Raw genomic sequence first — 14,110 nt, 5'->3', positions numbered from 1 at the left:
CGCGTCAGCAATGGTGCTGATAATATTGGATGACAACTTGCATGAGCGATAAGCAAACTTCTGAAAATGCAGTGGATTATAAAGCCACGCTAAACCTACCAGGTACTGAATTTGCAATGAAAGCAAATCTCGCAGTACGTGAAGCAAAATGGTTAGAAGAGTGGTATGCCGACAACATTTATCAGCAGATTCGTGCTTCGCGTATTGGCAAGAAAAAATATATTCTGCATGACGGTCCTCCATATGCAAATGGTTCATTGCATTTAGGTCATGTCGTCAATAAAGTTTTAAAAGACATTATTGTTAAAAGTCGCACTTTAGATGATTTTGACGCACCTTATGTTCCAGGTTGGGACTGTCATGGTCTACCAATCGAGCTTAAAGTCGAAGAAAAAATCGGTAAAGTTGGCGTAAAAGTTGACGCATCGACTTTCCGTAAAGCCTGCCGTGAATATGCATATACTCAAGTCGAATTACAGAAAAAAGACTTTGTTCGTATGGGCGTGTTTGGAGACTGGGATAATCCATATCTCACCATGAACTTCAAACAAGAAGCAGATATTGTTCGCGCGCTCGGTGAAATTGCCAAAGCAGGTCATATCGAACCCGGTCTAAAACCGGTGAACTGGTGTATGGATTGTGGATCATCACTTGCTGAAGCAGAAGTGGAATATGAAGATAAAAAATCTGATGCAATTGATGTGGGTTTCGGTGTTGTAGATCTTGCTGATTTGTCTGCAAAAGTTGGTGTCAGCGTTAGTAATCCAACAGATATCGTGATTTGGACAACGACACCGTGGACATTACCCGCGAACCAAGCAGTTGCCTTACATGCAGATATTGCCTATCAATTGGTGGAAGTTCAGTCTGAGCGTGGCACACAAAACTTAATCTTAGCCAAAGATTTAGTTGAATCTGCATGTGAACGTTACAAACTTGAACAACCAAAAGTATTGGCTGACTTTGTTGGTGCGACGCTCGAAAACTTACAATTACAACATCCATTGATTGTAGATCGTCAAGTACCTGTAATTTTAGGTGAACATGTCATCGCAACCAGTGGTACAGGTGCTGTGCATACTGCACCTGGACATGGTGTGGACGATTATAAAGTTGGCTTAATCTATAACTTAAAAGTAGAAAACCCTGTAAGTGGTAATGGTGTATATTTACCGACTGCGCCTCTTTTTGCAGGCGAGCACATTTATAAAGCCAATCCAAAAATTATTGAAGCATTAACAGATGCTGGCAAACTCTGGGCGCATCTGCCAATTAAGCACAGTTACCCACATTGCTGGCGTCATAAAACACCAATCATCTTCCGTGCAACCCCACAGTGGTTTATCAGCATGGATGCGAATGGGTTACGCCAAGATGCTTTAAATGCGATTGAAAATGACATCGACTTTGTCCCTGATTGGGGTAAAAACCGTATCAAGTCAATGATTGAAGGCCGCCCAGACTGGTGTATCTCTCGTCAACGGACTTGGGGTGTGCCGATTCCATTCTTTGTACATAAAGACACCAATGAATTGCATCCTCGTACCGCAGAGCTCATTGAAGATGTGGCGAAGCTCATCGAAAAAGAAGGCATTGATGGTTGGTATAACCGTGAAGCCAAAGCATTTATCGGTGATGATGCTGAACAGTACAATGCTGTTCGTGACACACTCGATGTATGGTTTGACTCAGGTACAACGCACTATGCAGTATTGCGTGAACGTGCAGAACTGCAAGATCCTGCTGATTTATATCTTGAAGGTTCTGACCAACATCGTGGTTGGTTCCAGTCTTCATTGCTCACGTCGATTGCGATCCATAAACGCGCACCTTATAAAGCCCTGCTTACGCATGGTTTTACCGTGGATGAAAAAGGTCGTAAATTATCAAAATCATTGGGTAACTTTATCCCACTTGAAGACATCATCAAGCAGTTAGGTGCGGATGGTTTACGTTTATATGTTGCATCAAGCGATTATCGTTATGAAATTGCCGCAAGTAACGAAATCTTTAGCCGTGTAAGTGACAGCTATCGTCGTATTCGTAATACTTTACGTTTCTTATTGGCAAACTTGAACGGCTTTAAACCATCAACAGATGCGTTACCTGTAGACCAATTGATTGCATTGGATCAATACATCTTACAACGTGCAGCAGACGTACAGAAAACCATTCAGCAAGCTTATGAAGATATGAACTTCCATGTCGTCACCAATGCTTTGACCAGTTTCTGTATCAATGATTTGGGTGGTTTCTATTTAGACATCATCAAAGACCGTCAATACACCACTAAAGCAGATTCAACAGCACGTCATTCTGCTCAAACTGCGTTGTATCATTTGGTTCAAGCCTTTGTTCGTTGGATGAGCCCTATCTTAAGCTTTACAGCACAAGAAGCGTGGCCATTGATCCCAGAACAAACTGAAAAATATGTATTTACAGCGCATTGGTATGATATTCCAGTGGCATCAAGTACCAACTTGATCTCTGAAGCAGATTGGCAAACCTTAATTGAAGTCAAATCTGCGGTTAATAAACAGATTGAAACAGCGCGTAATGCGAAATTGGTCGGTAGTAACCTGTCTGCTAAAGTTGAACTTTGGGCAAATACAGACCTACAAAACGTCTTGAAGCAATTGGGCGATGAGCTCCGTTTTGTCTTGATCACCTCTCAAGCGATTGTTTATGACTACGCTGAGCAAGGTGAAGCAACAGAGCTTGAAGGCCTACGTGTTAAAGTTTCTGCTGCTGAAGGCGAAAAATGTGCACGTTGCTGGCATGTTCTTCCAGATGTGAATACACATCATGCACATCCAGGGCTTTGTTCTCGTTGTATTATTAACCTTCCTACAGGTCAAGGTGAAGAGAGAAAATATGCCTAATCCGCAAAATAAAAAGGGCTTATTACAGTTTTATCCGCATAATTTGATGTGGCTTGGACTTTCTGTCCTTGCCATTATCATTGACCAATGGACAAAAAATATTGCAAGTGCAGAGCTGACTTATGCTCAACCTGTACCTGTACTGCCCTTCTTAAATTGGACATTACTGCATAATTACGGCGCAGCATTTAGCTTCTTGTCTGATGCGGGTGGTTGGCAGCATTATTTATTCACAGGCCTTGCAGGCGTTGTATCGATCATCTTTATTTTTTGGCTTATGCGTATGCCAAAAACCACGCTGATCTTACCCACTGCAATCGCATTGATTCTTGGCGGCGCATTGGGGAATTTAATTGATCGTGTGACATTAGGTTATGTGGTCGATTTTATTCATTTGCATTACCAAGGCAGTAGTTTCCCTGCATTCAACATTGCCGATAGTGCGATCACTCTCGGTACGATTTTATTGTTAATTGATACCTTCTTTTTAGAAAAGCATCGTATTCAACGTGCGGAAGCGCAAAATGACTGAACAAATGATTAACCCCAATGACGAAACGCGTGTTGCGGATGGCTCAAAAGTAGAACTGCATTTTTCTGTTGCCATCGAAAGTGGTGTTGAAATTGATAACACACGTAGCCGTGAAGAGCCTGTAAGCTTAGTAATCGGGGATGGCAGTTTATTGCCAGGTTTTGAAAAAGCCTTATTTGGTCTTCGTGCAGGTGACCGTCGTACTGTTAGCCTTCCACCAGAAGATGCTTTCGGTCCGTGGAATTCTGAAAATGTGCAAAAATTCGATACAGTAAAATTCGAACAACGTCCTGTTGAAGGCCACATGATTGAGTTTGAAGACAAAGCCAAACAAAGTCTATTTGGCGTGGTTAAAACTGTCGGTGAAGACATCACAGAAGTGGATTTCAACCATCCACTCGCAGGTAAAAATATCACTTTTGAAGTAGAAATCTTCAAAGTTACTCCTGCGGGTCAACAAGGTGTGAAAATTATGTAAGCCTTTGCTTATATAGTATTTAAAGCTCCTCCGGGAGCTTTTTTGTTGATAAAAATACCCCCTTTAAAAGATCAAGACAAAGCAAAATCCACAGCAGCTTGCACATGGATCGACGTTGTATCAAACAGCGGAACAGAAAACTGAGTATCTCCAATGAGCATACAAATTTCTGTACATCCCAGAATAACGCCTTCAGCACCCTCTAATATTAGCTGCTCAACAATATGGATGTATTTTTGACGAGATTCTTCCTTGATCACACCTAAACACAATTCATCATAAATAATATTGTGAACCAGCTGTCGATGCGCTTGGTTAGGCACCAGTACATTGATGCCTTGTTGTTCTAACCGATGCTTATAGAAGTTCTGTTCCATGGTAAATTGAGTACCTAGCAAACCAACTTTGCCAATGTTCTGATTTAAAACTTCTTTTGCTGTTGCATCTGCGATATGAATAAATGGAACTGAGACCGAGCTTTCAATAGTAGAAGCAACTTTATGCATGGTATTGGTACACAGTAAGATCCCTTCTGCCCCTGCTTTCTCCAACTGAATTGCCTTCTCTGTTAAATACATTGCTGCATCGTCCCATAAGCCTTGACGCTGTAATATTTCTATCTCAGCGAAATCAACACTGATTAAAACAGTTTTTGCAGAGTGTAATTTTCCTAATTTTTGTTGAACGCTTTTATTCAGCTGTTGATAGTACAAGTCTGTAGATTCCCAACTCATTCCACCTAATAAACCAATCGTTTTCACTTTTTTTACTCGCTTAGAATTTTCATCTTTTCTAGGGTGTTTTGAGATTTCATCAATGGTTTGCGTTTTAGACTCAAATTGGGCAAGTCAGGCATATGATCAATATCAATCAAGTTACTTATGTTTCAAACCTATATATTTTCCAATACAAGCACTTTAAATATCCAGTGACTATCGTACGATATCGTCGTGATCAAGCCTTCATTGTTTCAATTTAAATCTCGTCTTACTCATCGTTGAAACAATCTACACGATATCGCATATTTGTATGATTATTCAGCTATACTTTGATCTCATTTCAGCTCTTTATGATTCGCATGCGCCTAGACTTCTTCGATTTGCAACTGTTTATCAATATCGTGGACACAGGAAGCCTCACCAAAGGCGCAGAACGCTCGTCGATTTCACTACAGGCAGCCAGTGAACGTATTAAAAAACTCGAACAACAATATGCCACAAGCCTTTTTACCCGGCATGCCTCTGGGGTCAAACTCACAATTGCAGGTCAAACTTTTGTAGAACAGGCTTTACGTCTAATACAACACAGTAAACAGCTTGAACAAGCGATGTCACCCTTCGCAAAAGGTCTAAGCACACAGATGACTTTGTGGTGTAATTCATCTGCACAAAGTGAATATCTGCCTTTATTACTTCCTCAGTATTTAGTTGAAAACCCACATATTCAGATTGATCTACAGGAAGCTGAAAGTAATGAAATTATTCAGACCATTGAAAAAGGCAATGCAAAACTCGGCTTAATTTCGAGCTTTTTTAATGCACATCAATTACAAACTTTAGCCTTTTCAGATGATCCGTTAGTGCTGATTTGTCCATCAAATCATGAATTAAGCCAGCGAACAGAGCTCAGACTGGTCGATACTCTGAACTATGCCTTTGTGGGTTTAATGCAATATCACTCTCTACAGCAGTCGATTGAAAACCAAGCCAAATTGCTCAATTGTGCAATTCAGTATCGTTTAAGATTGCCAAATTTTGCTGCGATCGCACAAGTGGTTGCAAGTGGTGTCGGCATTGCCATTATGCCCAAACGGGCAGCAATGCGACTCAATCAACTGTATGCATTTGATCAAATTGAGCTGGTTGGAGAATGGGCAAAACGCCAACTACAATTGGCTGCTCAAAATTTTGATGAACTTCCAACAGCATATCAACACTTTGCCCAATTTTTAATTTCACAAAAATCGAAACTGATTTTAGCTTAAAGACTTAAGTACCACGCTTATATTCATTTTTAAAATTAACTAAATCGCTATCATCTGCTTTGATTTTTTCAGTTTACCCAATATGGTCATAGCTTCACATGTGCGGACAGAACCATTACACGACCATTTGTCCTCAGACTAGATCACACCAAATTGATGCAATACCGAATATAAGCCAAAAATCACCAAGCCACAGAAGAAAACTTTACGAAATTTTTGCTCTGGAATACGATAACGAATTTTTGTTCCCACCCACATTCCTATTAATGCAGGCACCAAAGCAATAAGAGATAACTGATAATCAATTGGCGTATCTTCAACAGGATTTTGATGTAAGAAAACAGCAAGACACAATGTTGAAACGGTAAAAGCTAAACCTAGAGATTGAACCAAATCATCACGCTTTAACTGCAAAGATTGTAAATAAGGGACCACAGGAATCACCACCACTCCCGTGGCAACAGTTAAAGCACCGCCTAAATATCCAATGATTGGGGAAAGCCATTTTTCATGCGGTGCAAGATTTGGCATACGTTTGGAAAATAAACCATAGAGTCCATACAATGCCAGCATTCCACCCAGTAATGCTTCACTATGAAAACCACCACTAGAGTGGCCTAAAGTGGGGAAAATACTCCAAATTGAACCGATAATAATTCCCAACAATAAGGGATAAAAACGGCGAACCAACCGCCATACATGACCTTCAGCAAACAATTGCCAAAAGTTGGTCACCATAGATGGAATGATCAATAAAGTTGCGGCTTGGAATGGGCTAATCACAAGGCTTAAAAGTCCCATTGAAACGGCAGGTAAGCCGAGACCAATTGTGCCTTTAATCATGCCTGCAATTGCAAATACACCAATTACAAATCCCATCATGTCATTTTACCTCAATATTCTGAGGCAATGCTACGTCAAAGCTTTGTTTTGAAATATCACTGTTTTTAGGATAGAGCCTCAAGCAATGATTGAGGCTTGATGTTGAGTGTTTTGGCTAAGTATCTAAGAAAAGAATTTACGATCATTTTACGTTACTAGAGCAAACAAGCTTTCTATAATTTTTTTACCCCATTTGGATTTATTCACAATGAATATGTCACTTGCCAATTCTACAAAAATATTCCCCACAGCACTGATCTTAGAAAATCAGGGCATGCATGATTTCAACAAAGAAATTCAACAATATTTAGAAGATTATCCAGAGACCCAGTTTATTGATATCTGCTTACATGATCTCAATGGTCATCTTCGTGGTAAGCGTATTGAAGTAAATGCCCTCCACCAATTGCAGAAAGGCTGTTATTTTCCGTTGTCTATTTATGCGATGAGCTTGGATGGTCAAGTGGTTGAAGAAAGTGGGCTGGGAAAATATATTGGCGAACCCGATCGCTTATGTATGCCCGTCTTGGGCAGTCTAAAGCCTTGTGCAGATCAACCCAATCAGCATGCCCAGCTGCTATTAACCATGAAATCCGATGATGGTTCAGATTGTGTGATTGAGCCTCGCAATATATTAAAAAGAATTTTATTGACACTGCATCAGATGCACTATTTTCCAATGATGGCCGGTGAAATCGAGTTTTATTTGTCTAAAAATATCCAAGATGCCCCGTTTTCTCCCCAATCTGATCCGCTTTCTACCCAATGTTTCGATGTCGATACTCCGCATAATTTTCAAACTGTCATTCAACAAATTGAATTAGAAGCAAAACGACAAGATATTAATTTAACAGGTGTTGTAGCTGAAAGTGCTTCTGGACAATTTGAATTAAATATTCAGCACAGTGACAACATTTTAAAACTGTGTGATGACATCATGAGTATTAAACGAATGATTCGTCAAATTGCGATGCAACATGGTTTAAAAGCCAGTTTTATGGCGAAACCAAATATGGCAATAGCAGGCAGTGGCATGCACTTTCATATGAGCATACGCAATCAATGGCAAGACAATCTTTTTAAAATAGATCAGTTGAAAAATCCAAACCCCATCATGCATAAAGTGATTGCAGGTTTACTTGACTTAATGCCCGCATCCATGGCTATTTTAGCACCCAATATTAACGCATTTCGTAGATTCCAACTTGGCAATCATGTTCCACTCGAAGCCAATTGGGGCTTCAATAATCGCAATGTTGCGATTCGTATCCCCTGTTCAGATCAGGACAATCAACGCTTGGAATATCGTGTTGCGGGTGCAGACGTCAACCCTTATTTGTGTGTTGCAACCATTCTGACGGGGGTACTGCATGGCTTACATGCAGCACTGGATTTACCTCAATCAATCCAACAAGTAAAAGTGATTAACTCACAGCATTTCTTACCCTCTCATCAGCTTGAAGCGCTGCAATTATTTGAAAAACATGCAGTCTTTAAACAATATTTTGGTTCAGATTTTATCCAATTATGGTGTGCATGTAAAAAATTTGAATATCAAACTGTCATCAATAAAATCACAAATGCAGAATTGGAATGGGGCATATAAAGGGCTGATTTAAAAATTCTAATGCCTTAAATTAAAATAGTATGATGGCCATAAATTAACAGTGATCAATAAAAAAATCCCTTTTATATAAAAGGGATTTTAAGCAGCTTAGACTGAATTGCCTTAAAGCTGATTATGCTTTAAGTATTGAAATAAATAACAATTTAGAAACTATTTACACACGGCTTTAAAAAATGCCAGATTAATTTCATCATCATCGATATCACTTGGATCTGAATCTTGTGGATCGCTATTGATCAATTGACCATTTTTTTTATAATCTTCAACCAAGGTGATATTTGTCGTACGATCAGCACATTGGTCTAAATTATGAGAAAGTGTATAGTCACCTTTTTTCATATCCAGTTCTTCACTGTCTGCATCAGCAACAAACTTAGCCCAATAATTAACCGTTTTGTCTTTTTTCACAATACGATCGGTATCTAGATAAAAACTACCATCCTCATCTTTGACAATAAATTTCCAATTTTCTGCAAGTGCATACTGACTCAACATTGTTGTGATGCAGATTAGAATAATTTTTTTCATACCGTTCTCTAAAATAAATATTTTTATGGGCAAAATTAAAATCACATCACCGTTATGGACGGATTTCTTTTAATTCTCTTTGGATAAAATGCTGGATCATTTCCCGATAGAGCATTTCCACCAAATCAGGGTTGGTGCCAACATCTATGGCTTTCTGACGTACTTTATTAATCACTTGTTGTACACGCTCTGGAGACTGTACGTCATCTACATTACGTTTAAATCGGACAGCTTGATCAACATAAAATTGGCGGGTTGCAATCAGCTCAATCAGTTCCTGATCCAACTGATCGATTCGATCACGTACTTGTTCTAATGATTCACATTTCTCTTTTTTAATCATCTGTTTTTTCTGCATCCTGTGCTTCTATATGATGTTGAGCGCGTTCCAACTCATTCTCGGCTTTATACTTCTGTTCTAACACATTACTAAAAATACTTTCAATCATCCAAACCCGATATAGGCTATTAAAAACGTAACGCTTTCCTTCAATACGCAATTCTAAAACAGGAAAATCAGGCTGATGTTTCTCTGCACATTGCTGATCGTTGGCTGTTAATAAAGCTTCAACGTCAATATCTGTTAGATTTTCAATCCCTAAATCATGTTGCATTTGCTGTAAATGCGGCTTGAATGATAAATCACGCCCCTTGGTCCAAACCGCCTGTAAAATGTCATACATCACATCTACACGTTGCTCTTCTGCTACGCTGTAATAAAGCTTTGCCATATTTAAGGTGCTTTCGGCAGTCGGACGACAGAACGGGGTAAATTTCACTTCTGAACGCTTGGAAAGACGGGTCGCCAAACTCCAGTCAAAAAAGTCCCTACCGTGATAACTCAGCGGAAATAGGTTCAACTGAATATTATAATAATTTGCGAGTTCTTCTTTGATATATGCCAATAATAACCAACTGATCGGGTCTTCTAAGGCAATATATAAATCAAGTTCAGGATGCATGGCCTGAATTTCAGCAAGCTCTTCTGCATCACTCATCAAATGCTCACGCCATTCAATGTGATTGATCAGAAAAATAGGGTTATCAATCAATAATTTTTGTTGTTTTAAACGACGAGTTAACCGTAATAAATCATCCACTGCATGATATTTACGTCCACCAAATTCAAAATAGCTTTCTAAAATTGGACTTTGACCAAACACACGTTCTGGAAAATTCTGTGGTTTTTGATGCTGACTGGCCATCACGAATAAAGTGCGCAATTTGCCATACTGCTGCTGCCACAGCATATGAAATACATCTTCGAGTAAATAAAGAAAATTTTGACCGGTTAGCGGTGTATTTCTAAGAATTGTTTCCGCTTGTTGTAATGCTTCTTGAGTCGGTTGTTCTGGTTTTTCATCATCATAACTAAAGCGATGTTGATTGGCTAAGATTTTGGCGTCTTCTAAACTATAATTGCGCCATTCTTCTATGGTCATGCCATTGGGGGGTTCTGCTGCGGTATTGGAAATAATCACTTTAAGTGGCTTTAAATCATCACTTAAAAGATCTTCCAATTGGGTCAGTTGCTGTACAGCAAGATAGCTATAAACATCATCTAAACGCAGATAAATACTCAGTCCCTGTTCCGTAGATAACACCTCTTGACGAATCGGCTTTTGGTAAAACCAACTCGATCGGATTGGATCAAACCAACGGCGTAACAGTGACATGCGTAGAGCCTCGAAATAAGCACTGAAAAATAAAAGAAAATCTGATTGAAACTCGCTCAAGCATACCATTCATTCACGGGTGATGCTGAGAAAATTAATTCTAACCAGTCATAACAAAACTTATAACAATTTGAATCTGAATGATCAATATCCCAAAACTCGATAAAATTTAAATCGTTAGGTCAATGCAATAAAAAGCACCCAATCCATGAGTGCTTTTATTTTGTTTGGGAATCTTATTTTAACGCTTAGATTTCACGCACCGCACCTTTCGACGCACTGGTGGTATGCATAGCATAAGCTTTTAATGCTTTTGAAACCTTACGTGGACGTTCTTCAGCTGGCTGCCAACCTTTTTCGTCTTGAACCTTACGGCGTGCAGCTAAGGTTGCATCATCAACAGCGAGATGAATTGTACGATTTGGAATATCGATTTCAATCAAATCGCCATCTTCAACCAATCCAATAACACCACCCTCAGCAGCTTCTGGCGATACGTGACCAATGGAAAGACCTGAAGAACCACCAGAGAAACGACCATCTGTAAGTAAAGCACATTCTTTACCTAAGCCTTTCGATTTTAGATAGCTGGTTGGATAAAGCATTTCTTGCATACCCGGACCACCACGAGGACCTTCATAACGGATGACAACCACATCACCAGCTTTGATTTCATGACCAAGAATTGAATCTACAGCAGCATCTTGGCTTTCAAAGACACGAGCCGTACCATTAAATTTCAGGATCGAATCATCTACACCCGCAGTTTTTACAATACAACCGTCCACAGCGATGTTTCCGTACAGTACAGCCAAGCCACCGTCTTTAGAGAATGCATGTTCAGCATTACGGATCACACCTTTTTCACGGTTACCATCTAAAGTTTGATAATAACGGTTTTGTGAAAATGCTGTTTGAGTCGGAACACCGCCTGGTGCTGAACGGAAGAACTCGTAAACCTCTGGATCTTCGGTACGAATAATATCCCATTTATCTAAGGCATCTTTCAACGTATTTTCGTGTACGGTATAGACTGATGTATCCAATAGGCCTGCACGATCCAATTCACCTAGAATTGACATGATACCGCCCGCACGATGGACATCTTCCATATGGACATCTTGTTTTGCAGGGGCAACTTTACACAACACAGGCACTTTACGCGATAAACGATCAATATCGTCCATGGTAAAATCAACGCCTGCTTCATGTGCCGCGGCCAATAAATGCAATACGGTATTGGTTGAACCACCCATTGCAATATCTAGCGTCATCGCATTTTCATAAGATGCTTTGGTCGCAATTGAACGCGGTAATATGGTGTAGTCATCTTGCTCATAATGGCGTTTTGCCAACTTAACAATCAATTGACCGGCTTTTTCAAATAATTTTTGACGATTTGCATGGGTTGCTAAAGTTGAACCATTACCCGGTAAAGATAAACCAAGGGCTTCTGTCAAACAGTTCATTGAGTTGGCTGTAAACATACCTGAACATGAACCACAAGTTGGGCAAGCTGAACGCTCATATTGTTTTACTTCTTCATCGGTAAAACTATCATCAGCAGCAACCACCATCGCATCAACGAGATCAATCGCATGTTCTGTACCACGGATTTTAACTTTACCCGCTTCCATTGGACCGCCAGAAACAAATACCACAGGAATGTTCAGACGCATTGCCGCCATTAACATCCCTGGTGTGATTTTGTCGCAGTTAGAAATACACACCATGGCATCTGCACAATGCGCATTGACCATGTATTCAACAGAATCTGCAATCAAATCACGCGAAGGCAATGAATACAGCATGCCATCATGCCCCATTGCAATACCATCATCGACTGCAATCGTATTGAATTCTTTTGCCACACCACCCGCTGCTTGAATCTGTTCAGCAACCAGCTGACCTAAGTCTTTTAAATGCACATGACCAGGGACAAACTGAGTAAATGAGTTGACTACCGCAATAATCGGTTTACCAAAATCTTCATCTTTCATTCCTGTTGCACGCCATAAGCCACGTGCACCAGCCATATTTCTTCCATGTGTCGATGTTTTTGAACGATAGTCAGGCATTTGTATTTCCAACATTGTTTGAGCTTGAAATGAATATCAATTCACTCTGGCTAAATAGAACTGATGATATAGCAATAAATCAGTCGAAATATGAACACATCATACTATAACTTAGCATATAACCAATGATCTTAAGCATGATCTTTTTTTAAACAAGACGTGTCTATTGATATTCCAACAAGCTTTATAGATAAATAAAACATTAGAATTTAATATAACGCTATCGTGTTGGATAAGACACAAAACTTCTATGAATAATTTTTTATTTTTTAATAAAAAATATTTATCATTTAACAAAATTCACTAAATTTTATTTTATAAAAGCTCTCTAAACGATCCTCGTTTATTCACTTTCAAACAGATTATTTCTGTTTAATTAAAATGTTTTTTTGCTGATGCTTCTGTTCGGTTAACTTGGTAATCGATATCATTTGGTGATGTATGATTTATTCAAAATAAACCAGAACAGTAAATAATTTAAAACGCCCGATAAATTTCATCGGGCGTTGGTATGCAATAAGGTTCAATCTATTTGAAGAATAAACACCTTCTTTTAAACTGAAGGTATTTGATTATGCATTCAGTTTTACCAAGTGATGTTTACTCGGCGATTAGGTGCTAAACACTCAACCAATTGAATTTTTTTGTTCATTCCATTGCATTTCTGATACACATCCGTTTTATTTTCTGCTGAAAATTGAATTTGATCCGCAGGAATACCCTGTTGTTTCAATAAATCTACAACGGTATTGGCTCTCGCCGCTGATAAACGTTGGTTATACGGAAATGAACCTAAACGGTCAGTATAACCAGCAACAAAAATCTTGCTATTCCCATCAGTTTGCTTAATTTGATCAGCAATTTTGCTAATCACTTCAGGATTTTTTACCCCACTTTTACCTGAATGATCAAAATAGAATAAAACACTGGCTGATTGGCCTGTAGCGGATAGAGCCGTTTGTTCTGTCGCGGATTGGTTATTGATGCCCCAAGCCACCAGACCTTGGCATTGTTCACCTTTCCAATATAGATTTTCTGAACGGTAGTGCTTATCAAAGTCTATGCGTAACTGACAACGTTTATATTGATTGGAACTCGGCTCTCGAACATCCAATACATAGTTCCAAGTTTTAACAGCAAAAAGGCCCTCAGAAAATTGTGGATTCCCCAAAACATGGCGAATCTGATCTTTGCTTAAACCTTTATCTAAACGTGCCACGTCATCATATTCATAACGATTCACTTGCTTTAAATAACTGTCTTTTACTTCAGGAAAATGAATTTCTTGGATATTTGATGTTTCAACTTCAGCAGCATGACTCAATGACATCACAAGACCACTGAATACACTAAACATAATTTTTTTGTTAAATGCTTTCATTTTTTCTCTCTTAAAAATTAGTGAAGAAAAAGGAAGACCGTTCGATCTTCCTTGTCTCGTGA

General features: G+C 39.2%; 12 protein-coding genes. 5 read left to right on the top strand and 7 right to left on the bottom strand.

What is annotated here, in order from left to right; translation table 11 throughout:
• Positions 1–41 precede the first annotated feature (41 nt).
• The 3 genes from ileS to MTO68_RS00195 are packed head-to-tail and all read left to right on the top strand — an operon-like array spanning position 42 to position 3,892.
• Positions 42–2,882 (top strand): isoleucine--tRNA ligase, encoded by a 2,841-nt coding sequence (gene ileS / locus MTO68_RS00205; RefSeq protein ID WP_004718871.1) that lies wholly within the window; start codon positions 42–44, stop codon positions 2,880–2,882.
• On the top strand, positions 2,875–3,414 hold the full coding sequence (gene lspA / locus MTO68_RS00200; protein WP_244014552.1) for a signal peptidase II: 540 nt from the start codon (positions 2,875–2,877) through the stop codon (positions 3,412–3,414). The genes ileS and lspA overlap by 8 nt, the downstream gene beginning before the upstream one ends.
• Positions 3,407–3,892 carry a peptidylprolyl isomerase gene (locus MTO68_RS00195; RefSeq protein ID WP_004818226.1) on the top strand — a complete coding sequence of 162 codons (486 nt, stop codon included), beginning with the start codon at positions 3,407–3,409 and terminating at the stop codon, positions 3,890–3,892. The genes lspA and MTO68_RS00195 overlap by 8 nt, the downstream gene beginning before the upstream one ends.
• 71 nt (positions 3,893–3,963) lie before the next feature.
• Here the strand turns inward: MTO68_RS00195 and MTO68_RS00190 are convergent, their stop codons facing one another.
• Complete coding sequence (locus MTO68_RS00190) at positions 3,964–4,653, bottom strand: aspartate/glutamate racemase family protein (RefSeq protein WP_244014551.1); 690 nt, start codon at positions 4,651–4,653, stop codon at positions 3,964–3,966.
• A gap of 317 nt (positions 4,654–4,970) precedes the next feature.
• Here MTO68_RS00190 and MTO68_RS00185 point away from each other — a divergent pair, with 317 nt between their 5' ends.
• Positions 4,971–5,876 (top strand): LysR family transcriptional regulator, encoded by a 906-nt coding sequence (locus MTO68_RS00185; RefSeq protein WP_244014549.1) that lies wholly within the window; start codon positions 4,971–4,973, stop codon positions 5,874–5,876.
• Between the two features lie 138 nt (positions 5,877–6,014).
• Here MTO68_RS00185 and MTO68_RS00180 read toward each other — a convergent pair whose 3' ends face one another.
• A complete protein-coding gene (locus tag MTO68_RS00180) occupies positions 6,015–6,758 on the bottom strand; it encodes a sulfite exporter TauE/SafE family protein (RefSeq protein WP_004818219.1) in 744 nt (247 codons plus the stop codon).
• 208 nt (positions 6,759–6,966) lie between these two features.
• On the opposite strand from MTO68_RS00180, the gene MTO68_RS00175 reads away from it, so the two are divergent.
• The gene (locus tag MTO68_RS00175) at positions 6,967–8,364 is read left to right on the top strand and encodes a glutamine synthetase family protein (RefSeq protein ID WP_244014547.1); all 1,398 of its coding nucleotides are present in this window, start codon (positions 6,967–6,969) and stop codon (positions 8,362–8,364) included.
• A 171-nt stretch (positions 8,365–8,535) separates the two neighbouring features.
• On the opposite strand, the gene MTO68_RS00170 is transcribed toward MTO68_RS00175, so the two are convergent.
• From MTO68_RS00170 to MTO68_RS00150, 5 genes are all read right to left on the bottom strand, one after another.
• Entirely contained in the window at positions 8,536–8,913 is a 378-nt protein-coding gene (locus MTO68_RS00170) for a surface-adhesin E family protein (RefSeq protein WP_239046711.1), read from the bottom strand.
• A 52-nt stretch (positions 8,914–8,965) separates the two neighbouring features.
• Entirely contained in the window at positions 8,966–9,256 is a 291-nt protein-coding gene (locus MTO68_RS00165; RefSeq protein WP_016539541.1) for a chorismate mutase, read from the bottom strand.
• Complete coding sequence (locus MTO68_RS00160; protein WP_034618051.1) at positions 9,249–10,589, bottom strand: hypothetical protein; 1,341 nt, start codon at positions 10,587–10,589, stop codon at positions 9,249–9,251. The genes MTO68_RS00165 and MTO68_RS00160 overlap by 8 nt, the downstream gene beginning before the upstream one ends.
• 248 nt (positions 10,590–10,837) lie before the next feature.
• Positions 10,838–12,667, bottom strand: coding sequence for a dihydroxy-acid dehydratase (ilvD, locus tag MTO68_RS00155; RefSeq protein ID WP_004718884.1), 1,830 nt, complete (start codon positions 12,665–12,667; stop codon positions 10,838–10,840).
• A 586-nt stretch (positions 12,668–13,253) separates the two neighbouring features.
• Entirely contained in the window at positions 13,254–14,048 is a 795-nt protein-coding gene (locus MTO68_RS00150; protein ID WP_244014545.1) for an OmpA family protein, read from the bottom strand.
• Between the last annotated feature and the right edge of the window lie 62 nt (positions 14,049–14,110).

The organism is Acinetobacter sp. NyZ410, assembly GCF_022828975.1.
Taxonomy (GTDB): domain Bacteria; phylum Pseudomonadota; class Gammaproteobacteria; order Pseudomonadales; family Moraxellaceae; genus Acinetobacter; species Acinetobacter guillouiae.
This window is presented reverse-complemented; position numbering and strand designations above follow the sequence as displayed.

What these genes read in the sequence shown, in the direction of transcription:
- ileS (WP_004718871.1), top strand. Translation starts at nt 42, where the DNA reads ATGAGCGATAAGCAAACTTCTGAAAATGCAGTGGATTATAAAGCCACG.
- lspA (WP_244014552.1), top strand. Translation starts at nt 2,875, where the DNA reads ATGCCTAATCCGCAAAATAAAAAGGGCTTATTACAGTTTTATCCGCAT.
- MTO68_RS00195 (WP_004818226.1), top strand. Translation starts at nt 3,407, where the DNA reads ATGACTGAACAAATGATTAACCCCAATGACGAAACGCGTGTTGCGGAT.
- MTO68_RS00185 (WP_244014549.1), top strand. Translation starts at nt 4,971, where the DNA reads ATGCGCCTAGACTTCTTCGATTTGCAACTGTTTATCAATATCGTGGAC.
- MTO68_RS00180 (WP_004818219.1), bottom strand. Translation starts at nt 6,758, where the DNA reads ATGATGGGATTTGTAATTGGTGTATTTGCAATTGCAGGCATGATTAAA.
- MTO68_RS00175 (WP_244014547.1), top strand. Translation starts at nt 6,967, where the DNA reads ATGAATATGTCACTTGCCAATTCTACAAAAATATTCCCCACAGCACTG.
- MTO68_RS00170 (WP_239046711.1), bottom strand. Translation starts at nt 8,913, where the DNA reads ATGAAAAAAATTATTCTAATCTGCATCACAACAATGTTGAGTCAGTAT.
- MTO68_RS00165 (WP_016539541.1), bottom strand. Translation starts at nt 9,256, where the DNA reads ATGATTAAAAAAGAGAAATGTGAATCATTAGAACAAGTACGTGATCGA.
- MTO68_RS00160 (WP_034618051.1), bottom strand. Translation starts at nt 10,589, where the DNA reads ATGTCACTGTTACGCCGTTGGTTTGATCCAATCCGATCGAGTTGGTTT.
- ilvD (WP_004718884.1), bottom strand. Translation starts at nt 12,667, where the DNA reads ATGCCTGACTATCGTTCAAAAACATCGACACATGGAAGAAATATGGCT.
- MTO68_RS00150 (WP_244014545.1), bottom strand. Translation starts at nt 14,048, where the DNA reads ATGAAAGCATTTAACAAAAAAATTATGTTTAGTGTATTCAGTGGTCTT.